Here is a 23958-nt window from a genome sequence, read left to right on the forward strand (position 1 = left end):
TAATCGAAGTGGCTCCCCTGACTGGATTCGAACCAGTGACATACGGATTAACAGTCCGCCGTTCTACCGACTGAACTACAGGGGAACAGATTTCGCTGGTTAATCTTGAAGTGGCTCCCCTGACTGGATTCGAACCAGTGACATACGGATTAACAGTCCGCCGTTCTACCGACTGAACTACAGGGGAACAGATTTCAACTAACTAAATTGGCTCCCCTGACTGGATTCGAACCAGTGACATACGGATTAACAGTCCGCCGTTCTACCGACTGAACTACAGGGGAATTATGTATTTAGCTAGGATTAACCTATTGTTTTCAGGTGACTTGCGTAAATTGGCTCCCCTGACTGGATTCGAACCAGTGACATACGGATTAACAGTCCGCCGTTCTACCGACTGAACTACAGGGGAATCGTAATTTCTTGCTTGTCTCGCTGAGAACGGAGCGCATAGTAAATCGCTCTGTGGGTGGAGTCAACTCGCAGCCCTAAAAAAAGTGTCATTAAGCTGTTAATTGCTTATCTAATGCTCACAGTGGTGGATAAAACTGCTTTGTGGGAATTTTTTGCTTAAAAAATAACGGCTAAACACTGATATTTCGTGTCATTTCAATCAAAGCTGATTTCATTGGAAGGCCAAAGTGCGTGTATTTCGGCGGCTTTTGTCTGTCCACTGGGCTGAAATCTTACAAGGGGGATGTTTTTGCTCAAGTTACCCGGCGTCTAACTCGTCATGAGAGGCGCGTAAAAAAGGTGCGATTCAGCTGCTTTGAGTTCATTTTGGTGCATCTTAGCTTTTAAGGTGAGTGCTACACTTTCATATGTTCTTTTATTACAAAACACCCATCAAGATGCGTTGGCTTGCACTGCTTGCCGCAATCCCCCATGGTTACAGGGTTAGACTGACTTATCCACTAAATCTGTGGATAAACCTGTGAGCTTCCCGACTTTATGGGCTGCAAACCCTTGTGGCATCTGCATTGAAGTTAAAATGGTCAGTTTGAGCGGTTAAAAAATAAGTCTAATAAAAACAGATAGATGTGAAAGTCAAGCCGCTTTGGTTTACTTGGTGTTTTTTGTAACAAAGCTGTAAGGAAGTATCTGCCAAACCTTGTGCATTAAATCTACCTGTTTGACTTATTTGGATGGAATTTCTGCCTTTGGCCGCCACATCTGCCGTCTCGTTGCTGAGTTTCAGCACAAGCTGCTGCTGACATCATGTTGGCAGGAGTAATGCGGCTTTTGGCTTGGCGTAATTCGGCTCAATGAGTAAAATGAAAGGCTTAACCGAAGGAGCATTAAAGTGTCAGCTACGCCGTTTCGCTTGGAGTCTCAATATTCCCCTGCCGGAGATCAGCCCACCGCCATTGCTAAACTGATTGATGGACTGGAATCCGGGCTCGCCAATCAAACCTTGTTGGGGGTAACCGGTTCAGGTAAAACCTTCACCATTGCCAATGTGATTGCCAATCAAGGGCGGCCAACCATCATTATGGCGCCCAACAAGACGTTGGCTGCGCAACTCTACGGCGAGATGAAAGAGTTTTTCCCCCATAATGCGGTGGAATACTTTGTTTCTTATTATGACTACTACCAACCGGAAGCCTATGTGCCTTCGACCAACACTTTTATTGAGAAGGATGCTTCGGTCAACGCTCATATCGAGCAGATGCGACTCTCGGCCACCAAGGCTTTGCTGGAGCGGCGTGATGTGGTGTTGGTTGCCTCGGTCTCAGCCATCTATGGTCTTGGCGATCCCGACTCTTACATGAAGATGCTGCTGCACTTGCGCCAGGGCGACATCATGGGTCAGCGGGATATACTGCAGCGGCTCAGCGAGTTGCAATACAGCCGCAACGATATTGAACTGCAGCGCGGTACCTTCAGGGTGCGCGGTGAGGTAATAGATATCTTCCCGGCCGAATCGGACCGAGATGCCATTCGGGTCGAGCTATTCGATGATGAGATAGAGCAGCTGTCGCTGTTTGATCCATTGACCGGCCAGGTACGTAAACGCATTGCCCGGGCCACGGTTTACCCCAAGACTCACTACGTGACCCCGAGAGAAAAAATATTGGCGGCCACAGAGCAGATAAAGGCCGAGCTCAGGGAGCGCCGTCAGCAGTTGCTGGATGCCAATAAGCTGATTGAGGCACAAAGGATCAGCGAGCGGGTGCAGTACGATGTGGAGATGATGACAGAGTTGGGTTATTGCTCCGGTATCGAAAACTACTCCCGTTATCTCTCCGGGCGTGCACCGGGAGAAGGGCCGCCGACTTTGCTGGATTATCTGCCGCCGGACGGTCTGCTGATCATCGACGAGTCACATGTGACTGTGCCGCAGATAGGTGCCATGTACAAGGGTGACCGTTCGAGGAAAACCACCCTGGTGGAGTACGGTTTCCGCCTGCCATCGGCACTGGATAACAGACCGCTCAAGTTTGAAGAGTTCGAGTCCTTGATGCCGCAGACGATTTATGTGTCGGCCACACCGGGCAGTTATGAACTTGAACGCAGCGGCGGCGATGTGGCCGAACAAGTGGTCAGGCCCACGGGTTTGTTGGATCCCGAGCTGGAAGTGCGGCCGGTGGCGATTCAGGTGGATGATCTGCTCTCTGAGGCCAACAAGCGCATTGCCGTCAATGAACGTGTGTTGGTGACTACGCTGACCAAGCGGATGGCGGAAGATCTCACCGAATATCTCGATGAACACGGCGTTAAGGTGCGTTACTTGCACTCGGACGTGGATACCGTGGAGCGGGTAGAGATCATTCGCGATTTACGTAAGGGTGTCTTCGACGTGCTGGTCGGCATCAACTTGCTCAGGGAAGGGCTGGACATGCCGGAAGTGTCTCTGGTGTGCATACTCGACGCCGATAAAGAGGGTTTCCTGCGCTCCGAGCGCTCGCTTATCCAGACCATAGGCCGCGCAGCTCGTAACATTAACGGCAAGGTGATCCTTTACGCCGATAAGGTGACCCCTTCAATGGCCAAGGCCATGGATGAAACCAATCGTCGCCGCGAGAAGCAGCACGCTTTCAACCTGGCCAATGGCATAGTGCCCAAGGGCTTAGTGAAGAAGATAACAGATGTCATGGATGTGGGAGATTCCCCCTCATCGGCAGCGCCGCAGCCGGGTGCCCGCAAGGTGGCGGAGCGCAAGTCGGCTTATCAGGTGGACGCCGCCAATTTGGCGCATGAAATCGACAGGCTGGAAAAACAGATGCACCAGCATGCCAGGGATCTGGAGTTTGAGCAGGCTGCTGCACTGCGTGATGAAGTGGCAAGGCTCAGAGAGGAGCTTATCAAGGCCTAAATGTTCGCACCTTCCCTAAAATTGACCCATTGACAAAGAACCCGGCAAAAGCCGGGTTCTTTATGCTGTTCATCTGTCAACGACTTTAAAGAGCTTGATTTAAAAGCCTAATTTAAAAACCCCTATTTAAATGCTTAGGCTTGGTATCAAAGTTTCGGCGCTTTATAAGCACTCAGTCGCCACAAGCCAAACAGTGCGATACCGCCAATCAGACCAACAAGATGCGCTTCAACCGCGACTCTGGCGCCAATCAGGGCGCTGACTTCAGCGGCCGCCCCTTGCCATTGCTCCCAGGCGACCTTGGCGATAACGCCAGCAAGCAGCAGGTAACCTGAGTTTCGACCACTGCGAATATCGGCCAGGGCGCCGAAGGCGAACAAGCCGTGCAGTATGCCACTTAGCCCCACATAACCCATAAGCTGCGGGTAGCAAAGATAAAGCCCTACACCTTCAAGCAGACACAGGGCCAGGGTCAATATCAATACGCCCAGGGCGTTATAGTGTTCCTTGTGCAGATAAAGGATCACCCAAAACCCGGCGAGGTTCATCAGCAGATGCCAGAAGTTGGTGTGCAGCAGATTGCCGCTGACAAGCCGCCACAGCTCACCTTGTTCTATAGCGCTGCGGCGAAAAGCCAACAGCTCAGTGAGCGGCAGAGAATACAGCAGCAGCGCCAGGGCTGTTAACACAACACCTGAAAAATAAGCGGAGCTCGGCTTCACGCTGTCTTGGCCGCCAGTATTGCCTGGATGCTGTCCGGGCTCGCCAGATACTCATCCAATCCTTTTTGACGCAATAAACAGGCGGGGCAGGTGCCACAGCCTTTGCCAAGAATGCCGTTATAGCAGGTAAGGGTTTCATCCCTTACCAGTGGCAGTTGCTGGTATTTATCTGCCAGTGCCCAGGTTTCGGCCTTGTTGAGCCACATGAGTGGCGTAACCAAACGCAGCTGTCTGTCCATGCCTTGTACCAGCGCAGACTCCATCGCCTTGATAAAGTCATTACGGCAGTCTGGGTAGCCGGAGAAGTCGGTCTCGCAGACACCTGTGATCACGGCATCGGCGCCTATCTGATAGGCGTAGATCCCCGCCAGGGTCAGAAACAGAATATTGCGTCCGGGAACAAAAGTATTGGGCAGACCATTGTCCATCAAGTCGTTTGATACCGGAATATTGTCGCGGGTCAGGGCCGAGATGGCTAACTCATTGAGTAGAGTAACATCCAGCACCTTGTGACTGGCGGCGCCGAGTTTTTGCGCCAGTTGTTTGGCAACTTCAATCTCCTGGCGGTGGCGCTGGCCATAGTCGAAGGTGATGGCATGTACTTCATCATACTGGGCCAAGGCCTGAATAAGGCAGGTGGTGGAGTCCTGACCGCCGCTGAAAACGACTATCGCCTTGGAAATCGTTGGCTTAGTGCTTTGGATTGGCTCTGTGGTTTGCGGTGCGTTTGATTCTGATGACATAAGTGATTGATTGGATGAAGACATAAGCGTCTATTCAAAGGGATGACTCAATCGTCACAGTTTACCCTAATTTGGCCGGCTGTCAGCGCCGGCTTGGTAAAAAACGGAAAATTCGCTCATCCTTGCGCTTGGGGCTAAATTCCTCTATAAATGCCGCCCCGGCAAATATGAGGAACCCCGATGTACTACCCCGTCAACGAAGTCTTTGAAACCCTGCAGGGGGAAGGTGTGTTTACCGGCGTTCCGGCTATTTTTGTGCGTTTGCAGGGTTGCCCCGTGGGGTGTCCCTGGTGTGATACTCGCCAGACCTGGGACAAGCTTGAGCATAATCAGGTGAAACCTGCCGATGTGATCCGCACCGATGGCAGTATCGGTCGCTGGGCAGAGCATGATGCCAAGTCGTTACTGGAGGCGTTCAAACAGCAGGGATTCAATGCCAGGCATATAGTGATCACAGGGGGTGAGCCTTGTCTCTATTCACTCACTGAAATGACAGAAGCATTTAATGCCGCAGGCTTTCGCACTCAAATTGAAACCAGTGGCACCTTTGAGGTGAATTGCAGCGCAGATACCTGGGTCACAGTCTCGCCCAAGGTCGGTATGAAGAGTGGGATGCCGGTACTGCGTCAGGCGCTGGAGCGGGCAAATGAGATTAAGCATCCGGTGGCGACCGAGGCTCATATTGAGGAGCTGGATCAACTGCTGCAGGGATTGGATCTCAAAGACAAGACTATCTGCCTGCAGCCCATCAGCCAGAAGAGCCGGGCGACGGCGCTGGCGATGAAAGTCTGTATCGAACGCAACTGGCGTTTGTCTATCCAGACTCACAAGTATCTGGATATCGATTAATCCGTAGTGGTAATCGACAAAAAGCCGCATTGATGCGGCTTTTTGTTATCTGAAGCGCGTTGTTAGCAGCAGAGCTCACCCGTGGTTTCAAACAGTTTCAGTTTGTTTTGATACTGGCTGATATCCCCTATGTTGGCGGCTATCCACTCGGGGTTGTAATAAGTGTCCAGATAGCGCTCACCGGGATCGCAGATCAGGGTCACTATTGAGCCCTGGCGGTTGTCGCGTTTCATTTCGGCCGCCAGCATCAGGGCGCCATAGAGGTTGGTGCCGGTTGAGGCCCCTGTCTTGCGGCCGATGATCTGTTCCAGCCAATGGATTGTCGCCACAGAGGCAGCATCGGGGATCTTCAACATGGAGTCGACAACCCCCGGGATAAAGGAGGGCTCAACTCTGGGCCGGCCTATACCTTCAATCTTACTGCCTTGCTCACAGGTGATGGCCGCATCTCTTTGTTGAAAATAGTCATAGAACACTGAGTTATCCGGGTCGACCACACACAGCTTGGTGCAAAGCCGTTGATAGCGGATATAGCGGCCAATGGTGGCCGAAGTGCCGCCGGTACCCGGGCTCATCACAATCCACTCGGGAATAGGGAAGGGCTCGCGCTGCATCTGATCGAAAATGGCATTGGCAATATTATTGTTGCCGCGCCAGTCGGTGGCCCGCTCGGCATAGGTGAACTGATCCATATAATGGCCATTCAGCTCCCGCGCCAGCCGTTCAGACTCGGCGTAGATTTCGCTGGAGTGATTGACAAAGTGACAACGGCCGCCATAAAACTCTATCTGCTGTATCTTCTTGCGGGCGGTGGACGCTGGCATAACGGCAATAAAGGGTAGCCCCAATAGGCGGGCAAAGTAGGCCTCGGAGACAGCTGTGCTGCCGGATGAGGACTCTATGACAGGAGTATCCTGTTTGATCCAGCCGTTACACAAGGCGTACAGAAACAGTGATCTTGCCAAACGGTGCTTGAGGCTTCCGGTAGGATGGGTGCTTTCATCTTTAAGATAGATATCCACTCCGGCGACCGCCGGCAGTTCCAGTTTAATCAAATGCGTGTCGGCACTGCGCTGAAAATCGGCTTCGATTTTGGCAATTGCTTCGTTTACCCAGAGATCGGCCATTGTTGTTGTTCTTTCTTATAACAGGATGGTCTTAATCATAACCAAAGGTAATGACAATGGATAGCGAAAACTCAGGCGCATTTAGGCACAGATACAGGTTAGGTTATTGATTACTGTGGAGTTGATTAGTATAGGCGTAGATAAAACGCTTTGAGGTTTTACTAAAGAATAAAAAGAAATGGTGGAGGGAGAAGGATTCGAACCTTCGAAGGCGGAGCCGTCAGATTTACAGTCTGATCCCTTTGGCCACTCGGGAACCCCTCCACATATTTGGAGCCAGACATTGGAGTGAAAGATGGTGGAGGGAGAAGGATTCGAACCTTCGAAGGCGGAGCCGTCAGATTTACAGTCTGATCCCTTTGGCCACTCGGGAACCCCTCCACGATTTCACTTTCGTGTCTTTTTAAATTGTAGGCAAATGGTGGAGGGAGAAGGATTCGAACCTTCGAAGGCGGAGCCGTCAGATTTACAGTCTGATCCCTTTGGCCACTCGGGAACCCCTCCTCAATTGCGGCCGCCATAGTAGTCAGAAACCTTTTTCATGTAAAGCCCGATTTTAAAAAAAGGGCTAAAGTTCCTGATCATTTGGTCGATTAACTAACAACGAGTTGTTTTGTTGATGTTTTTTTATGCGTACTGATGTTTCCTTAATCAATGAACTGCAATTGGGCGAACGGCTTAATCTGGCTGTTGAGTCCCATCGCCGGGGTGAGTTTGCCCTGCTTTTGGCGTTGCTGTCTCAGGATGTGCGCGATTGGCCTCAGTTTCACCTGCACGACGATATTGCACAGGATGCTGTCCTGCGGCAGCAATTTGACTTGCCTGAGCCTCAACCTTTGCTTGGGGACTTGAGTCAGGAACCTTCCCCGGTAGACAACAGTTATCATTTTCTCAGTGACGGTGAACGTAGCTTTCAGTTGGCCCAGGCCCTGGTGCCCGAACCTTTGGTTATTCGGGGGAAGAGAGACAGCGGGATGCAGGAAGCACTGAATAATTGTGATTGGCACACAAGACTACGTACTGATGGCACCTTAAACCAACCCAAGGCGGTATTGATGGAGTTTGTTGATCAACTGTCGGAACAACGCAAACTGGCCGGTTTATATCAAACGGCGTGAGTCTTGCCTCAGTCCAGGTGTCGTCCATGGCTTATACTGATGGGTGACTCTCAGTATCGGAGACAAGAGATGAAGAGTATTGAACAGGCTCAGGCCGCCAATGTGCAGGACACTTGTGCCGAATGTGGCAGCTATGTGGATATAGGGACAGTCGTCGAAGAAGGAGACACCTTGCTTTCGTTGACTTTTCAAGGTGAGTCGGCAATGGTTGATGCCGAGGCGCTCAAGCAATTGGCCCAAGGCCGCTTCGCTGATGTCAAGGCAGAACTCAGTAGTTCAGAGCAGACAGTGACCTTGGCGCTGACTTTTTCCTGCAGTGCCGAGAAAATGATTTTTCAGTTGGAAAACGCTTTGGCATAAGCTGCACTTTTAGCCAAATGGTCAGTAGAGTTCTGGTTGTTAAACCAAAGCTGCAAAGCAAGACACAACAAGGTAAATGTAAGAAAGTATGAGTTATCTTGCTGGGTATTATGTAAAAGTGTAATCTCGCGCAGAGATATGATGGCAGGCCCGCGCATTCGGCACGGGTTTCTTTGAGCCCGAAAGGGAACCTGAGGATATGTGTGAAGCGACGTAGGTATCAGCGATTGCTGGAGTTGTTGACCAACTCGGTTGCCAAGCAGCAGGGCGATTTCGCCAAGACGGCTGAACTGGCTACAGAACTTCTGTGTCAATATCTCGATGTGCAACACGCCAGTGTCTGGTCCTGGTCCAGGGATCAGCATGTGCAGTTTGAAGTTGCCCGCTTTGGCTCGGGAAAGCCTCTTAAAACGCCGCGTCCACTACACCTCAATCAAATTCCATCTTATATCGACCAACTTAAGCAAAAACGCCATATTGACGCCAATGATGCGGTGGCTGATTGGCGTATGAGCGAGCTTGCCGAGGTTTATTTTAGCGTCAACGGTATTGCCAGTGCCCTGGATATCGCTATCAGGATCAATGGCCATATTGAAGGTGTTTTGAGCTTGGAGCGAACCTCTGCCGGGCATCACTGGAGTGATTTGGAGATCCATTTGGCCTCGCAAGTGGCTGACCAACTTGCGCTGACTTTGGCGACCCACGACGCCTACCGCAAAGACGAGTTGCTGACTCTGTTTCAGTCGGCCGCAGAACAATCGGCCCAAGTCAGTATGCTGATCAATCTGCACACAGAAGCGATTGAATATATCAACAGCGCCCATGAACAGATCACAGGTATCCCAAAAGAGAAAATGCTGGGCGCCAGTCTAAAGCAGTTGTCTTTTTTTAAACAGCAACCCAAACAGGCTGAAATGACCCTGGCCAAGGTGTTGCGTGGCGAAGCAGCGACGGGTGAAGTGATGCTCAATCGGGAGTCTGGCCAGGAATATTGGCTCAGATACCATGCCAGTCAATTTATTACCCAGCGCGGTAACCATTATGTCTTGGTCTCCAGCGAAGATTGTACCGAGCAGCATAATTATCAGGCCGAACTTGAACGCTTGGCCTGGCGTTGCAGCCTGACCGGACTATACAACCGTACCCATTTCAATCGTTTGCTCGATAGAACCTATAGCGGGCAGTTGCTGCTGGTCGATTTGATTGGTTTTAAACGCTTCAATGATACCTATGGACATGAACAGGGTGATGCCCTGCTGATTGAAGTTGCCCGCCGTCTGAAACATTTTGCTTCTCTTTATGCCGACTGCAGTATTGCCAGGGTGGGCAGCGATGAATTTGCATTGTTGCTTGATGATAGCGGCGATATCGATGTTTGTTGTCATCGCCTCTATCAACAACTGCGTAACCCTATCAATATTGGCCGTGAGCAAGTGGATCCCAAGCCGGCACTGGCGGCGGTGGACATTGCCGAAGTCGCCGAGTTGGTAGCGCCGCTGACTTGCGCCGATATTGCGCTGCAATACGCCAAGAAGAAGCAGGGTACGGCAATCCAGTTTTTCAACAGCGCGTTGCTCAAGGCGTTCAAGGATGATGCCCAGATAGAAAGAGATCTGCATGCCGCCATTCGGGGCAGACAGTTTGAACTTTATTATCAGCCGCTTAAAGATTTGCAAAGCTGCAGTTACATAGGTGCAGAAGCGCTGATCCGCTGGCACCATCCCAAGCGGGGAGTGCTGTATCCAGGCGCCTTTATCGATATTGCCGAACAGTCTGGGCTTATCAATGCCATAGGTAGCTGGGTACTGGAGGCCGCCTGTCGCCAGCTGAATTTGTGGCAGCATCACAATATCAATATCGCCATGCATGTGAACGTGTCGGCGCGGCAGTTTTTCGGCAGTAATCTTTATGAACAGGTTTGGCAGTTGCTCAATCGTTACCGCTTGAAACCCGGCACGCTTATTTTGGAGATCACCGAAACCGAGTTGATGGAAGATATACGCTATGCCACCAATTTATGCCAGGAACTGGCTGACTTGGGGGTAGGGCTTGCTATTGATGATTTCGGTACGGGTTACAGTTCAATGCGCTATTTGAAACAGTTTCCCATCAGCAAGCTCAAGATAGACAGGTCTTTTATCTCGGATCTCAGTATTAGCCGCGAGAGCCGCGAAATCGTCAGCGCAATTATTGCCATGGCCAAGGCGCTGAATATCTCCCTGACAGCAGAAGGGGTTGAAACCGCCGAGCAGGAACGCTTCCTTACTTCATGCATGTGTCATCAGGCCCAGGGATTCCTGTACAGCCCGGCGCTCAGAGAGGCCGAATTCAGTGCTTTTTTGCAACAGAGTCAACCTGCATTGCTGCATTGATTAACCAGTTTAAGTTCTCTTGGTTCCACACTTGATTTCGGCCCAAGTTAAATCCGACCTAAGTTAAATCCGTTTCAGGCAGCAGTGTTTGAACTTGTTGCCGCTATTGCAAATGCAAGGGGCATTGCGTTTGGGATAGCTGACCGCAAACTGCTTACCCTCGGTGTAAAACCAGCAGCCGTCCTCAAATATAAACTCAGATTGTTCAAATATGGCGTCTAACTGGCCATCCGCCAGATGCCAGGCCTTGAAAGTGACTCTGGCCTGGTTTTGCCCAGGTGTCAAAGGTTCCCGCTCGACAATTTGTAGGCCCAACCATTGGGTCTTTGGCATCTGGGCCAGGGTTTGTGCGCTCAGTCCCTGGCGATAATCCCGGTGATGGGTGTCGATAAGATAATCAAACTCTGCTTTAACAAAGGCGGCATAGCGGGAGCGCATCAATTGCTCTGGTGTGGCGGCGCTGTGCTGCTTGGTGTGAAGCAGCTGACAACATTCACTATAAGGGAGCTTGGAGCCGCAGGGGCAAAGGAGGTTCGTTGTCATCGAGGTTTTTAGCTTCAATTGAGGGCCGGTTAAACGGCCTGGGTTTGCATTGTCGGAGATCATAGCGCTTTGAGGCCTGGCTTGCATTGAAACAATCAATTTATTCGGGTGAATTTCGCAGTTTTCCGCAAGTGCCGACAGGAGCGCAGCAACTTTATTTGAAGGATAGGGTAAACGGGGGCCATATATCGATATTTGGGGCTCGAATGGCTTGCAGAAGTGCGCCTGGGTGAATGAACGTACAGGCTACTTCAGGATAAAACGACAGTCATTTGGGTTAAAAAATAGCGAACCTGTTTTATTGAATTGAACAATATGCTTTAGTAATGATTAATCTAGGGAAGGTGCGAGTAAGTTCTCGTGGCACTATTGCTGTGAAAGCCCCGAAGGGCGTAGCGTACAGGTTTGTAAGTCAACGCTGAGCACACATGGAACTTGTTTGCACCTTCCCCTGGCAAAGGGTCTGTTTTTAACCATCTTAAATCCAGGCTCAGTTCACTTTATGCCCTACAAGGAAAAGAATATGCAGAAATGGATCCCTTTATTGGCGCTCGGCGCCTTCAGTAACCTGGCACTGGCGGCTGACTGGCAGTTGGATAATGCCGATTCCAAGGTTAGTTTTATATCGGTTAAAAAAGGTGACATTGCCGAGGTACATGAGTTTAACCAGCTAAGTGGCATGCTTGCCGATAATGGCGAATTCAAGCTGGAAATTCCGTTAAACGGGGTTAATACCGGCATAGAAATACGGGATAAACGGATGCAAACCATGTTGTTTGAAGTGGCTAATTTCCCGACCCTTACGCTGACTGCTCAAGTACCCGCTGAGTTGGTGGAAAAGCTCAAGCCGGGTGAGTTGTTGAGTACTGAGATAGATGGCGTATTGTCACTGCATGGTAAGACCCAGAACAAACGTTTTGATGTGGTTGTGGCCAGGCTTGGGCCGTCGAGCCTTTTGGTCACTTCACAGAAAGCCGTCATAGTGAACGCCGAAGAGTTTGGTTTGACCGATGGGGTTGAAAAATTACGTGAAATTGCCGGTCTATCCAGCATCAGTAAGGCTGTTCCTGTTTCTTTTGTTCTAAGATTAAACAAGTAACGAACGACAGCTTGATTTGAGGCAAGACTCAAGGTGGAATTTGTTTCATAATGTGACTTTCCGGTCGCGGCTTGATAGGCAATTAGACCGGAGAGTGTGCCCCTTATATGGGTTGGCCTGAGACGTTGCACGCGGGAAGAAAGATGGTTACAGACAAAGACGGCTATATGCACCTCATTCAATTCCTGACTGAACACCTTGGATTGTTTGAGACCCCAGAAGGGGGATCTTTGAGCGACAGCAGCGTTATGGAGGAGTTCGAAGAGCAGCTGTCGGCACAGATTATTATGGTCTGTGGCCAAAACCCACAACTGTCTTTCGTCCAACGCAACACAGTCATCCGTGAAATCGATGCCATAGTGTATGATCTGGAAGAGATCTTGGCCAAGGTGGCCAACCATAAGGCTACGGCAAAACAAACCTTATTTATTAGTGAGTTTGCCGGTTTGATCAAGAATCTGTTCGATCAGGAAATTGCCAAACTCCAGTCTCAATAATGCACAAACTGGAGGCTTAGGATGCTGACACTGCTTTCCGGGTTTGAAGGCAATACAGTAGCGGTTCGTGCCAGTGGTGTTGTCAGCAGTGAAGATTATGATGCTGTCTTGCTGCCGGCGCTAGAGTCCAAACTCAGAGAACATGTGCTCATTAAACTCTGGTATGAATACGGCGCTGACTTCGAGGGTATCTCTTTGCAGGCCGTGTGGGATGATGCCTGTTTTGGGCTGTTTCATTTGCAAGACTTTTCCCGTATAGCTGTTATTACTGACAGCTCTGTTATCGAAGGGATGGCGCAGACCTTGGCGTTGATGATCCCTTGCCCGGTAGTGGTGTTTTCCAAGGCGGAATTGCCCCAGGCTCGAGCCTGGCTCTCGGGAACCTGAAGCGTTAACATCTGTCTTATCTGTAAGTTCCGGTATTTCTGCCGGATTTTCATCTTGTTAGTTGAAATGAATGGAATAGTCCCATGCTTAAAAAACTTGGTCTTTGTTTTATGTTGCTTTCGACATCCGTGTTTGCCCAGGAAAAAATGGTTATAGGTCAGACTGAAATTATGACGGTCGCCGAAGCCGGCCTCAGTTTTGAGGCCCGAATCGATACCGGGGCTGCCAATACTTCTATGCATGCGGTCGATCTCAAGGTCATAGGCGGCAGTGCCAAAAAGATGCAGGATAATGTGGGTAAAATGCTCAGTTTTACCACAGAGAACGAACGTGGCGAGAAAAAACAGCTCAAGGCAAAAATTGTCAAGACATCTACCGTCAGCAACTCTCAAGGGCGGGAGACGCGCTACATGGTGGAGTTGAATGTCGCGTTTGGCAAACACAAGCGTAAAGTCAAGGTCAATCTCAGAGACCGCAGCCATATGGATTATAAACTGCTTATCGGCCGTAACTGGCTGGCTGATGACTTTCTGGTCGATGTGGCAGAGAAACGTATCATAGGGCCAGTCGCTGCTATCAGTGTGCGGGAATCCGGGCTGATTTTCCAAACCCGTATTGATACCGGCGCGGTAGAAAACTCGTTGCATGCCACGGATCTGAAAGTGGAGAATGGTGACGAGGATATGGAAAATAATATCGGCAAGCAGCTGAGTTTTATGACGGAAAATGAAAAGGGTGAAAAACAGCGGCTGCACGCGATGATCACTAATACCTCGTTGATTCGTAATGCTCAGGGCAGTGAAATCCGGTATATGGTGGAACTCAATATTGGTGAGCCGGGAAGGGAGTATCCGGTCAAGGTTAACCTTAAAGACAGAAGCAAGATGACCCACAAACTGTTGATTGGTCGAAACTGGCTGCAAGGTCACTACCTGGTAGATGTCAGCCTCAAAGAAAACGACTGATATGCGTTTTCAACCTTTAGCATTATTTGATGTTATTTAATGTCGATGCATAAGACAGATACCGAGAGATCGTAACGGCAGTTGTATCTGTAGTGCTTGCCTAAAAAGCCGTTGATTACTGATTCAGGTCATCAATGGGGCACAGCTACAGAAAGGGCGGTCGGCGGGAGCGTCTTCTTGCCGTCTTAGCTAGTACATCTTAGCCCCGTTTTTGAACAGAGATTGCTCTCGAACCTATCAAAAGTGTGCCTTTCCTCGAGTTACCAAGAGCCGTTTACAATATACCCAGCATTGCTTTGCATGCGCTGGCGTCAGGTATTAGTACTGTAAAGGCAGCTGAAGCTGATGGTGAATGGCGTCGAGACGATATGTAAGGTACGTCATAAAGTATTAATTCAAATACTTTAGGGTTTGGCAGGCAGCTTTATGATACAGCTAACTGTCAAGGATGTGCTTTTCCTTTATAATTAACAATTTGATGCTTTGATAGATTCTTGGTTAAGAATGAGGAGTTGAGCTTGCTGACCAAAATCCTGCTGACAGCCCTGGTGTTGGCACTGGCATGGGCCATGCTCAAACGAAGGTCAAGTCCTGAGGTAAGAAAGCAAGAGGTCGCCGAACCTTTGCCTTTATTCAAACGCTTTTTGGTTCCTGGAGCCGTGGGCGTTACCTTGATACTGGCCTGTGGCTTTTTTGCCTGGCAATGGTTTGACGGTTATCAGGTGGTTTCCGTGACCTTGGTTTCACCCAAGGAAGAACGACGGGAAGTCTATCAGGTGCGTAAGAAAGATATCTCGGCCAATGAACTGGTTACCGTGGATGGACTCAGGATCCGTCTCTCCACCGAGGAGCGTTTGATGATAGCCGAGAAAAGTGTCCCCTGACGCCACTGAGCGCTTTTCATTGATGGCTTATCAGGTAAACTAGGCACATTTTTTTGCCGGGCATTTCTTTCTACGGCATTGTTATCTTCAGGAGGACCCATGATTACTGCATACACCTATCAGGATCAGCAGCTTAAAATTATTGAGCTGACCATAGAAGACAGTCTTCCGGAACAAACTCTGTGGCTGGATCTCTACAAGCCGGATGACGATGAGCGGGATTGGTTGAGCCATTATTCGGTGGAAGAGGTACCCGACGAAGAAGATATCAATGAGATTGAGGCTTCGGCACGTTTCTATCAAAACAAAGACGGCCTGCATATCAACTCTCTGTTTCCGCAGCGGGTTGGTCAGGATGTTCGTGGGGTTAACGTTTCATTCAACCTGCGTAGCCGGTTTTTGGTCACCATACGTGAAGAGGATGTTGGCCTTATTCGTTTGCTGCGCAACTATTTGCGTCTTGGGCGCATCATGGTGGCCACGCCTCAGGCACTGTTTATCGAGCTCTTTAACCTCAAGGTAGAGTACCTCTCTGACTTGATTGAAGATGTTTACACTGTGCTGGAAAACGTTGGTGAGCAGGTGTTTGAGAGTAATGAACTCGATGATGTGTTTAAGCTGATCACCTTGCAGGAAGATTCCAACGGTAAGATACGTTTGAGTCTGCTCGATACCCAGAGGTCTCTGCGTTACATACAGAAGTATTACCGTAAAGAATTGGCCGAAGATGAGCTCAAGGAAATTCGCGAGATGTTGTCGGACATTGAATCCCTGATGCCTCACAGTCAGTTTATCTTCGATAAACTCAACTTCTTGCTGGATGCGGCCATGGGTTTCAGTGGCTTGCAGCAAAACAAGATCATTAAGATTTTCTCGGTTGCGGCCGTGGTCTTTCTGCCGCCAACCCTGATCGCCAGTAGTTACGGGATGAACTTCAGAGAGATGCCTGAGCTTGAGTGGTACTTCGGCTACCCTATGGCGGTGGTGATGATGTTAGCCAGTGCGGCAGGCACTTACCTGTTTTTCCGCCGCAAAGGTTGGCTGTAAATCCGGTTAAGGGCTTTAGCACCTTGGTTACAGGGGCTTGCGCCTTAATGGTATCACCTGAGCCTTGTGATCTCTGTACTGGTCCGGGGCTTCCAACACGCTCGCTAACGCGGCGAACTTGTGGCGCATAATGCGGATGCTGACCAGGCATCTGTGATAGGGGTTATTGCAGCGTGCCAGACTCTGCTGCAGGTGGTGTTTAATGGTTCTGAGCTGGTCCTGGTTGGAATCGGAACTGTTGATTAACTCGTCACTCAAACGCTCCTGTAGCTTGTCCAATTCTTCCGGCTGGTTTTGAGCCAGCCACATCAAGGTGTCAAAATCCGGTAGTTCTGTCATTGCCGGCCTCCGCCTGTGAGGGGTGAGCCTGGTTTCAGGCTACCCAAATCCAGGTTGCAACAACAAGATTAGTTCAGTCTAACTATGATGGCGATAATGACTTTGGTTATATAGGCCAAAGGGGTAGGCTAAAGGGTTCAGCCTTTGCTTTCGCTGCCAAAGTAGTAGCTGACCCGTTCTCTGGGGTTGAGGTACTTGAAGATTTTCTCCGGCAGCGCCGCCGGTGGCAGGCAGCGCACGATAGAAAGTCCTTCGGCTTCCAGATCGATAATCGGCGCTTGATCTTTGGGCACCAGAGCGTCATATACCAGAATTCGCGGCAGCAGCAGCTTATCCAGGTTGACCGACATTACCAGCCCATATTGGCCGGAAGAAAGCTCAACCACGCTGCCGGGAGGATAGACCCCGAGCATCTTAATCATTTTGCCGACATATTCCTGATTCAGCTTTCCCTTGGAGTATTTATATAGATAGCCCAGAGCAGCATAAGGCGTCTTGGCCTTGGATTGCACTCCAGGGTGGCAAAGAGAGTCATATTGGTTCACCACAGCCACCAACTGGGAAGCTTGACTCAGTTCATCGGCTTTCAAGCCTTTGGGGAAACCACTGCCATCGAGCAGTTCATGGTGATGGGTGATAACGTCCCTGGCATTTTCCGGAAAGTCGGCGGCCAGCTTGATGAACTCTGCGCCCATCAGCGGGTGCTGGTTCAGCAGGTTTTGCTCGGGTTTAGTCAAGGGAGCCTGCTTGCGCAGTATCTGGCTTGGCAGTTTGAGTTTACCTATGTCGTGGAATAGCGAACCCAGGCCCACGGCCTCAATATCTTCTCTGGGCCATTGCAACTCTTTGGCCACCAACATGGTGAGAATGGCAACGTTGAGTGAGTGAAAATAGATGCCTTCGTTTTTATCCGAATCGGCCATTAAATGCAGGATCAGGTTGTCGGAGGATAAAAGTTGCTCGGCAATGTCCCGCACCAAGTCCTGTGCTTCGGTAACCGCATTCAGAGGGCGGCTGCGCAGTTTGTTGACCAGATTGCGCATCCTTGCCAGTGAACGGTCGAAATGCTCCTCTGTCTTATGCAGTTCGCGACGCATTTTCTTGAGAATTTCGATCTTTTGTTGCTTGTCGCTTTCCATCTGTTGTTGCAGAGAGGTGACTTCCTGTGGATTTTCCATTGGGGCAGCTTGTTGATTGGCAGGCAGCGGCGGAGTATCACTGCGGTCCGGTACCACAAACACACTGTCTATGCCCAGTTTACGGATTAGCTCGATTTGCGCCTGTTGTTTGATACGGAAGCTACTGAAAAGAAAAGGATGATCTTTCCATGCCAGAGGAAGGCGGACGAAGTTACCCACCTGCAGTTGTTGGACACTGACTCTACAGCTCTTGTTCATTCAAATCATCTTTTTTAAGCAATCGAATCATTTTATCGCAAAGAGTACGCTTTACAATTAGTTAGCTCACATGTAAGCATGTTTGGATAAAAAATATAAGCAAATCGAGATTTTTATGGACTTTATCGAAGTATATCCCAATGCCATTCCTGATGAGTTATGCGATCGTCTGATTGCCGCCTTTGAAGCTCATCCCGGTGTTACCGAGGGCCGCACAGGCCATGGTGTCGACAAGGAAAAGAAAATCAGCCGTGATCTGACATTGGATCAGTACCCAGAGTTGCAGCCACTGCGTAATGAGCTGCTGGGCCACACACTAAAGCATGCCGGACGATACTTTGATAAGTATGCCATGGCGCTGATGGGAGCCGTGGCCGTGCAGGTGGCTGATGAGTCCGGCAATGCAGTAACCCTGACACCGGATAACTATGCTCGCCTGGGAGCCCCCAGAGCTGAGGCGCTGGTACAATACCTTTATCGTAGTGGTACCATCAATTTGCAAAGGTATCAGCGCGATATAGGGGGATATCCCCATTGGCATTCTGAGCAGTTTCCCCAGGCCGGTCACAACGATGCCTTGCACAGAGTGGTGCTTTATATGTTCTATCTCAATGATGTGGCCGAAGGCGGGGAGACGGAATTCTTCTATCAGCAGCGCAAAATTGCGCCGAAGAAGGGCACTATGGTGATAGCGCCGGCGGGATTTACCCATAGTCACAGGGGCAACCGTCCAAAGAGTGGTGATAAGTATATTGCCACTTCCTGGATCATGTTTAATCGCGCCGAGCAGCTTTATGGACCAACCCGGCGCTGAGGCTTATTGCATGGGAATCTGAATACGGAAGCAGGCGCCTTCCAGTGCTGAATCCTCAATGCTGAGGGTGCCGCCGTAACTGCTGACGATTTCATTACACACTGCAAGGCCAATTCCCTGTCCCGGTGACTGGGTATCGGCGCGCACACCGCGCTGGATGATCTTCTGTTTAAGGCTCTCATCAACACCAGGGCCGTCATCTTCCACCTGTATCTGTAGTATGTTGCCTTGATAACCGGCACTGACCCGAACGGTTGAAATACATAGGCGGAACGCATTTTCCATCAGGTTGCCGAACAGCTCCATTAAGTCGCCTTGATTACCGGGAAACTGCAGTTCGTCCTCTATTTTGGCGCTGAACTTCACCTGTTTGTCTCGGTATACCTTGAACAACATCTGTGCCAATTGATCCACCAGAGGGGCAATCGGAGTCTGTTCCTGCTTGAGGCCCTTGCGTCCCAGCATGGCTCGCTTGAGTTGATATTTCACCAGCTGATCCATCTGGCTCACCTGTTCCATGATTTTTTCGCTGCTGGCCTGTTTATCCAGGCTGGCATCATCCGTGATGGCATGTACAGCGGCGAGACGGGTTTTGAGACTGTGGGCCAAGTCATTCATGGCATTTTGATAGCGCTGTTGCTGAGCACTGGATTGCTGCAGCAGTTGGTTGAGCGCCTGGGTGACGCCTTCCAGCTCCACCGGATAACCGCCGGAGAGTGACTTGGACTTGCCGTTGATGATGGATCTCAACTCATTTCGCATCTGTACCAGTGGCCGCATGCCCCAATAAGCGGCGCTGATCAGCAGTACCAGTGCCAGTGCCAACACCAGCGCCAGACGAATATAGGTGCGTTTGGCAAATTGGCTGTATTCCTGTTCCAGCTTGGCCGCATCCTTGAGCACCAACAGGTTGTAGTGAATACCGGCGATATCGACCGACAGCAGATAGGCAAAATAGGCACGATTGTCGGCCATGTTCAGGTAGTAGGGGGGCGCTTCGTTGCGGATTTCATTGAAACGTTCACAGGTATCAAACAGACCTCTGTCCACTGCCAGCGAAGAGGTCCATACCTGTTTGAACTTCTCGTCACAGGAGGCGATAACATAGCGCTCCTGTTTGTTGTTCTCCTCAAGCCAGGAGCTGGTATCCGGGATCAGGTCATGCTCCCTGAGCTCTGCAGCCACCTGAGGGATTTCGGCGATTAGCTGCGCCGTCTCTTCGTTGTAGCTGTTTTGCGCATGCAATATGTTGACCATCCAGGCCAAGCCAAAACCGACCACGGCTATGATAGACAACGAAGTGAGAAACATCCGCGTCAGCAGGCGTTTCTTGGGTTTTATTCTCAATTGCATGGCAGGTTGAATTTGTACCCCTGGCCTCTGATAGTCACTATTGGATTTTCGATGCCGTCACGGGTCAACTTCTTGCGCAGTCGGCTCACCATCACCTCAATGGTGTTGGGATCGCCTTCTTTGTCGCCATAAATAACGTCCAGTAAACGTTGCTTGGCGACCACTTCATGGTTGTGGCGCATCAGATATTCGAGAATTTGATATTCGAAGGCGGTGATCTCCATCGGCTCACCATTCATGGTGACCTGCTTGGCGGCGAGATCCAACGACAGGTCGCCGCTGTTGATCACCGGCTTGACGAAGCCGGCACTGCGGCGGACCAAGGCATCGAGGCGGGCCACCAGTTCCTCTTTTTGAAAGGGTTTGACCAAGTAGTCATCCGCACCGGCGTTGAGTCCTTCAACTTTGTCTTGCCAGTTGACCCGGGCGGTCAGGATCAGAATAGGGGCTTTAACGTCTTCATCCCGTAACTGTTGGATAAGTGCAATGCCGTCTTGATCCGGCAAGCCCAAGTCCACAATGGCGACGTCAATAGGGTAGTTGGTTGCCTGGAAAAATCCCTCTTTGGCGGTTCCCGCCACCTGAACCTGATTCCCCAATTCTCCCAGTTGTACCTTGAGGTGGTGGGAGAGTAAGGGATCGTCTTCAACAACCAAAATTCTCATATTCTTTACGCCTTTAACTGAAATCAGAACAGTGTACGCAGTTCCCAGGAGCAGCTCAAGCCGAGGCTAAAGCAAAGGTATCAGTCATACAAGATTTAAACCTAAGACCTAACTCGCTAAAAAATAGGGCTATACACTGGCTCGAGTGTATAGCCCTATTACTTAACCTACGCTGACCTCTGATGTGGATTGTCGAGTCATTGGCCCAAGATGGAAATGTTGGCGGGTGTGACGACTAGGAGCCCCGGTTACGATTTCTGGCCAGTTTATTACCGCTCCAGGCGCTCAGCAGAGTAAACAGGGTGACCCCGCCCATAATAAATGCCAGCCTGAGCCAAGGGGCATCCATGGCCTGGCGCATGGCGACATATTCAAAGCCACTCTTGGCCCATACCAGCACGGCGCCGATCAAGAGACCGATTTGCAGAACGCGAATACCAACAGCGCTTTTCACAAACAGCAATGCCGGTGCCAGCAGGCAGATTGCGGCGGCGATGGTGTGCGAGTATCTGAGGAAATGAGCGCCCAGTAGCCAATAAGCAAGACAGAGTAAAACAACACGCCACCACATAGAGATACCTTGAATCAATTGAATTGAGGTCATTCTAGTCTGAATTTAAGGTGTATTCTATTTACTGCTTCACAGTTTATCCCTGTAGTTAAAGGTTATAGCCCGTCTGGCTTAGGGTTTCATATGCAGCTTATTGTTTAATTTTATGGGGTTAAGCCGTTAATAGCCGCAGCAGTATGGCAACCGAGACAGTCAGGAAGATAGCGCCGCAAAGGTAATCTATATAGTGACCAAAGCGTAGCAGGCGTTGCTGCACCCGGGCGTGAGACAGCAGCATGGCCAGCATGGCAAACCAGATAACCGAGAGCAGCGGCAGTAATATAGCGGCCAACAGCTTGGTCTGATTGCTGACTTCTGGGGTGATAAGGGTGGAAAACAGCGTTAGAAAGAACACCAACGCCTTGGGGTTGAACAGGTTGGTCGATAACCCAAGCAGCAGCCCGGCAGTAGCCGACATAGTGTTATCGCGGGTGCTTTTGCCAAGGTTATTGTCTACCCTGTTGTTTAACTCCTCGGACTGCATGACTTGTGCATCATTGATTGCTTCCCGGCTGGTTGGTAATTCATTGGTTTGCGCTTCAGCGAGTGGCCTTGCCTTCAAGGCGCGTTTAAGCCAGGCCTGGGCACCAAAAGCTCCCAATCCCATCCAACCCAGATAAAGGGCACCAAAGAGTTGCACCAGCACAAACAGGGTATGCGAGCTTTGAATGGCCAGGCTGACACCCGTGAGGCTCAGGACAGTGTGCACCAATATCGCCAGAGAGATGCCGACAGCGGCTGCCAGTGCGGTGTTGCGCTGCTCGCGGCTGGCGATTTTCAGGATCAATGCAAAGTCGGGTCCCGGGCTCGCCAATGCCAGTAGGTGAATGGTGCCCAGGGTCAGTAAAAGATGCAGATCTGTCATAGTCAACTCTATCCTGTAGTGCCTCATTGAGCCGAGGCTGAAAGTGTTTGGGTATAGGGGGAAAGATGCTCAGCCACCAGAGGGGGCGTGTGGCGTTCACAGCATGCGCCGCTGAAACGCCTGCGGAGAAAGCAGGAAGGCACGTTTGAAAGCCTTGTTCAGATGGCTCTGATCGAAGAAGCCGACTTGCTGCGCCACCGAAATCACACTATCTCCCCTGAGCAGAGCTTTCTTGGCATATTCCAGGCGGATCCGCTTTAGGTAGGCATGTGGCGTCATGCCGGTTCTCTGTCGAAACTGCCTAAGCAGTTGGTATTGGCTGAGATCCAGCTCCTTGGCAAGCTGCGGCAACCGAAATGGCGCAGCGGGATCGGCATGAAAGGCTTCTCTTAACCTATCGAGTTGACTCTGACTCAAGGCGTGAGGCTGTCTCTCGGTATTGAGCTGGCGACCATGCTGGCGCAGCAGCTTTTCCAAAAAGGCGATAACCGCGGTTTCGGAAACCAGGAGATCATTGGCGGCTATGGGTTGGGTCAGTAAATGGTGCAGCTGGCAAAATTCCCGATACAGCGCCGGATGATACAACAAAGGCGCGGCAAAACTGAAATATCCCAGGCCGAGATCCCGCGCCAGTTGCTGCAGCCAGTCATGGGGCAGGGACATTACCAGAGCACAATAGCCCTGCTGTTCGCTGCTCTGGCCATCATGGCTGCTGTCGGGATCCAGGGTCGACAACCAATGGGGTCTCAGGTGCCAGGTTTGGCCACGATAATGAAAGTCCTGGCCGCCGTGACTGACTACGCCGATATGAAAGTCCAGATGAACATGGGGCTCGAAGTGAAAATGTTGAAAACTGGCCCGACTGATCTCCAGTTCGGGATGGGATGGGGCGCGCCAGTAATGGATTTTCTCCTCGTGCATCTTGCTATCCTGGGTAAGAATTTATGTTATCTTAGCGGTCGGTTATCCAGGCCGCCTAGTAAATTATTGCACGGCCGGTATCAAAGTCAGACCTATAAACACCGATAACAGATTGGAGCCCACAGTGAAAGGACAGATCTTAAGAGAAATGAAAGTACTGAGTGCTATTGAACCTGAATATGAGGTGGAAAGACGGGTAGCATTTCTTAAGGCCAAGCTGCAGGAGGCTCGCAGCCAGACGCTGGTACTGGGGATCAGTGGCGGGGTCGATTCTTCTCTGGCCGGGCGCTTATGTCAGTTGGCGGTAGATTCGCTCAATCAAGGCAAAGCCGAGGCTGAATACCGTTTTGTGGCCATGCGTCTACCTTATCTTGAGCAGCGTGATGAACATGAGGCGCAGCAGGCGCTGGCATTTATCCGCCCCAGCAAACTGGTGACTGTGAATATTCATGAGGGGGTGAGCGGCATTCATCAGCATGTACTCAGTGGCTTTGATCGCGCCGAGCTGGCGCTACCGGATGCCAAAAAGGTTGATTTTGTGAAGGGTAATGTCAAGGCCAGAATGCGGATGGCGGCCCAATACGAAGTGGCGGGGCTGCTGGGTGGCCTGGTGGTTGGAACAGATCACAGCGCCGAAAATGTTACCGGTTTCTATACCAAGTGGGGCGATGGAGCCTGCGATTTGGCGCCGCTTTTTGGCTTGAATAAGCGTCAGGTACGGCAATTGGCCGCCTTTCTCGGCGCCTCGGAAACCTTGGTATACAAAGCGCCAACGGCGGATCTTGAGTGTGACAACCCGGGTCTTGAAGACGAGGCTGCCCTGGGGTTGAGTTACGATCAGATAGACGACTTCCTTGAGGGGAAGCCGGTTTCCGCCGAGGTGGAAAGCAGGATTATAGCCATCTACAAGGCGACGCAGCATAAGCGCAGGCCTATCCCGACCATTTACGATTAACTGCTCAACT

The 23958-nt window shown here is 50.6% G+C and carries 24 protein-coding genes and 7 tRNA genes; 13 read left to right on the forward strand and 18 right to left on the reverse strand.

Going from position 1 to position 23958, the window contains the following annotated elements; genetic code table 11:
* Positions 1–9: 9 nt before the first annotated feature.
* The 4 genes from ACMHXE_RS08935 to ACMHXE_RS08950 all read right to left on the reverse strand — a co-directional run bounded on the left by ACMHXE_RS08935 (position 10) and on the right by ACMHXE_RS08950 (position 412).
* Positions 10–85 (reverse strand) — tRNA-Asn (locus ACMHXE_RS08935).
* Positions 86–111: 26 nt separating this feature from the next.
* Positions 112–187: transfer RNA gene (locus ACMHXE_RS08940), tRNA-Asn, on the reverse strand.
* A 21-nt stretch (positions 188–208) separates the two neighbouring features.
* Positions 209–284 (reverse strand) — tRNA-Asn (locus ACMHXE_RS08945).
* A gap of 52 nt (positions 285–336) precedes the next feature.
* Positions 337–412: transfer RNA gene (locus ACMHXE_RS08950), tRNA-Asn, on the reverse strand.
* Between the two features lie 891 nt (positions 413–1303).
* On the opposite strand from ACMHXE_RS08950, the gene uvrB reads away from it, so the two are divergent.
* On the forward strand, positions 1304–3316 hold the full coding sequence (uvrB, locus tag ACMHXE_RS08955; RefSeq protein ID WP_101055943.1) for an excinuclease ABC subunit UvrB: 2013 nt from the start codon (positions 1304–1306) through the stop codon (positions 3314–3316).
* Positions 3317–3462: 146 nt separating this feature from the next.
* Here uvrB and rrtA read toward each other — a convergent pair whose 3' ends face one another.
* A complete protein-coding gene (gene rrtA, locus ACMHXE_RS08960; RefSeq protein ID WP_226565468.1) occupies positions 3463–4005 on the reverse strand; it encodes a rhombosortase in 543 nt (180 codons plus the stop codon).
* Positions 4006–4034: 29 nt separating this feature from the next.
* On the reverse strand, positions 4035–4781 hold the full coding sequence (gene queC / locus ACMHXE_RS08965) for a 7-cyano-7-deazaguanine synthase QueC (RefSeq protein ID WP_413732029.1): 747 nt from the start codon (positions 4779–4781) through the stop codon (positions 4035–4037).
* A gap of 180 nt (positions 4782–4961) precedes the next feature.
* On the opposite strand from queC, the gene queE reads away from it, so the two are divergent.
* Positions 4962–5630, forward strand: a complete 669-nt coding sequence (queE, locus tag ACMHXE_RS08970) for a 7-carboxy-7-deazaguanine synthase QueE (protein WP_413732031.1) — start codon at positions 4962–4964, stop codon at positions 5628–5630.
* Positions 5631–5692: 62 nt separating this feature from the next.
* Here the strand turns inward: queE and ACMHXE_RS08975 are convergent, their stop codons facing one another.
* The 4 genes from ACMHXE_RS08975 to ACMHXE_RS08990 all read right to left on the reverse strand — a co-directional run bounded on the left by ACMHXE_RS08975 (position 5693) and on the right by ACMHXE_RS08990 (position 7261).
* Positions 5693–6757 (reverse strand): PLP-dependent cysteine synthase family protein, encoded by a 1065-nt coding sequence (locus tag ACMHXE_RS08975; RefSeq protein ID WP_101055947.1) that lies wholly within the window; start codon positions 6755–6757, stop codon positions 5693–5695.
* A gap of 179 nt (positions 6758–6936) precedes the next feature.
* Positions 6937–7021, reverse strand: a tRNA-Tyr gene (locus ACMHXE_RS08980).
* Between the two features lie 32 nt (positions 7022–7053).
* Positions 7054–7138, reverse strand: a tRNA-Tyr gene (locus tag ACMHXE_RS08985).
* Between the two features lie 38 nt (positions 7139–7176).
* Positions 7177–7261: transfer RNA gene (locus tag ACMHXE_RS08990), tRNA-Tyr, on the reverse strand.
* Positions 7262–7386: 125 nt separating this feature from the next.
* On the opposite strand from ACMHXE_RS08990, the gene ACMHXE_RS08995 reads away from it, so the two are divergent.
* The 3 genes from ACMHXE_RS08995 to ACMHXE_RS09005 all read left to right on the forward strand — a co-directional run bounded on the left by ACMHXE_RS08995 (position 7387) and on the right by ACMHXE_RS09005 (position 10607).
* Positions 7387–7875 (forward strand): VC2046/SO_2500 family protein, encoded by a 489-nt coding sequence (locus tag ACMHXE_RS08995; RefSeq protein WP_101056844.1) that lies wholly within the window; start codon positions 7387–7389, stop codon positions 7873–7875.
* 69 nt (positions 7876–7944) lie between these two features.
* Complete coding sequence (locus ACMHXE_RS09000) at positions 7945–8235, forward strand: DUF406 family protein (RefSeq protein ID WP_101056843.1); 291 nt, start codon at positions 7945–7947, stop codon at positions 8233–8235.
* Between the two features lie 203 nt (positions 8236–8438).
* Positions 8439–10607: a putative bifunctional diguanylate cyclase/phosphodiesterase gene (locus ACMHXE_RS09005; protein ID WP_413732034.1), complete on the forward strand. Its 2169-nt coding sequence runs from the start codon at positions 8439–8441 to the stop codon at positions 10605–10607.
* Positions 10608–10670: 63 nt separating this feature from the next.
* On the opposite strand, the gene ACMHXE_RS09010 is transcribed toward ACMHXE_RS09005, so the two are convergent.
* On the reverse strand, positions 10671–11150 hold the full coding sequence (locus tag ACMHXE_RS09010) for a YchJ family protein (protein WP_413732035.1): 480 nt from the start codon (positions 11148–11150) through the stop codon (positions 10671–10673).
* Between the two features lie 523 nt (positions 11151–11673).
* On the opposite strand from ACMHXE_RS09010, the gene ACMHXE_RS09015 reads away from it, so the two are divergent.
* From ACMHXE_RS09015 to corA, 6 genes are all read left to right on the forward strand, one after another.
* Positions 11674–12249: a YceI family protein gene (locus ACMHXE_RS09015; RefSeq protein ID WP_101056841.1), complete on the forward strand. Its 576-nt coding sequence runs from the start codon at positions 11674–11676 to the stop codon at positions 12247–12249.
* A gap of 143 nt (positions 12250–12392) precedes the next feature.
* The gene (locus tag ACMHXE_RS09020; RefSeq protein WP_101056840.1) at positions 12393–12746 is read left to right on the forward strand and encodes a DUF3802 family protein; all 354 of its coding nucleotides are present in this window, start codon (positions 12393–12395) and stop codon (positions 12744–12746) included.
* A 21-nt stretch (positions 12747–12767) separates the two neighbouring features.
* Positions 12768–13133 (forward strand): STAS/SEC14 domain-containing protein, encoded by a 366-nt coding sequence (locus tag ACMHXE_RS09025; protein ID WP_101056839.1) that lies wholly within the window; start codon positions 12768–12770, stop codon positions 13131–13133.
* A gap of 83 nt (positions 13134–13216) precedes the next feature.
* Positions 13217–14098 (forward strand): RimK/LysX family protein, encoded by an 882-nt coding sequence (locus tag ACMHXE_RS09030; protein WP_413732037.1) that lies wholly within the window; start codon positions 13217–13219, stop codon positions 14096–14098.
* Between the two features lie 518 nt (positions 14099–14616).
* Positions 14617–14982, forward strand: a complete 366-nt coding sequence (locus ACMHXE_RS09035) for a hypothetical protein (protein ID WP_101056837.1) — start codon at positions 14617–14619, stop codon at positions 14980–14982.
* A gap of 99 nt (positions 14983–15081) precedes the next feature.
* Positions 15082–16029 (forward strand): magnesium/cobalt transporter CorA, encoded by a 948-nt coding sequence (gene corA / locus ACMHXE_RS09040; RefSeq protein WP_101056836.1) that lies wholly within the window; start codon positions 15082–15084, stop codon positions 16027–16029.
* Positions 16030–16056: 27 nt separating this feature from the next.
* Here the strand turns inward: corA and ACMHXE_RS09045 are convergent, their stop codons facing one another.
* Positions 16057–16368 (reverse strand): DUF3135 domain-containing protein, encoded by a 312-nt coding sequence (locus ACMHXE_RS09045; protein ID WP_101056835.1) that lies wholly within the window; start codon positions 16366–16368, stop codon positions 16057–16059.
* 137 nt (positions 16369–16505) lie between these two features.
* Positions 16506–17765 (reverse strand): HD-GYP domain-containing protein, encoded by a 1260-nt coding sequence (locus ACMHXE_RS09050; RefSeq protein ID WP_413732040.1) that lies wholly within the window; start codon positions 17763–17765, stop codon positions 16506–16508.
* 115 nt (positions 17766–17880) lie between these two features.
* Here ACMHXE_RS09050 and ACMHXE_RS09055 point away from each other — a divergent pair, with 115 nt between their 5' ends.
* Positions 17881–18579, forward strand: a complete 699-nt coding sequence (locus ACMHXE_RS09055; protein WP_413732042.1) for a 2OG-Fe(II) oxygenase — start codon at positions 17881–17883, stop codon at positions 18577–18579.
* Positions 18580–18582: 3 nt separating this feature from the next.
* On the opposite strand, the gene ACMHXE_RS09060 is transcribed toward ACMHXE_RS09055, so the two are convergent.
* The 5 genes from ACMHXE_RS09060 to ACMHXE_RS09080 form a co-directional block, all read right to left on the reverse strand.
* On the reverse strand, positions 18583–19932 hold the full coding sequence (locus tag ACMHXE_RS09060) for a sensor histidine kinase (protein ID WP_039033998.1): 1350 nt from the start codon (positions 19930–19932) through the stop codon (positions 18583–18585).
* Positions 19923–20597: a response regulator gene (locus ACMHXE_RS09065; protein ID WP_101056831.1), complete on the reverse strand. Its 675-nt coding sequence runs from the start codon at positions 20595–20597 to the stop codon at positions 19923–19925. The genes ACMHXE_RS09060 and ACMHXE_RS09065 overlap by 10 nt, the downstream gene beginning before the upstream one ends.
* A gap of 235 nt (positions 20598–20832) precedes the next feature.
* Positions 20833–21168, reverse strand: coding sequence for a hypothetical protein (locus ACMHXE_RS09070; RefSeq protein WP_071476195.1), 336 nt, complete (start codon positions 21166–21168; stop codon positions 20833–20835).
* A gap of 151 nt (positions 21169–21319) precedes the next feature.
* Positions 21320–22072: a LysE family translocator gene (locus tag ACMHXE_RS09075; protein ID WP_413732044.1), complete on the reverse strand. Its 753-nt coding sequence runs from the start codon at positions 22070–22072 to the stop codon at positions 21320–21322.
* A gap of 96 nt (positions 22073–22168) precedes the next feature.
* Entirely contained in the window at positions 22169–22993 is an 825-nt protein-coding gene (locus ACMHXE_RS09080; RefSeq protein WP_071476193.1) for an AraC family transcriptional regulator, read from the reverse strand.
* Positions 22994–23117: 124 nt separating this feature from the next.
* Here ACMHXE_RS09080 and nadE point away from each other — a divergent pair, with 124 nt between their 5' ends.
* On the forward strand, positions 23118–23948 hold the full coding sequence (gene nadE, locus ACMHXE_RS09085; protein WP_039034002.1) for an ammonia-dependent NAD(+) synthetase: 831 nt from the start codon (positions 23118–23120) through the stop codon (positions 23946–23948).
* The last annotated feature ends 10 nt before the right edge of the window (positions 23949–23958 follow it).

This window comes from Shewanella sp. BJSY2023SW007 (genome assembly GCF_047314525.1).
Classification (GTDB): domain Bacteria; phylum Pseudomonadota; class Gammaproteobacteria; order Enterobacterales; family Shewanellaceae; genus Shewanella; species Shewanella chilikensis.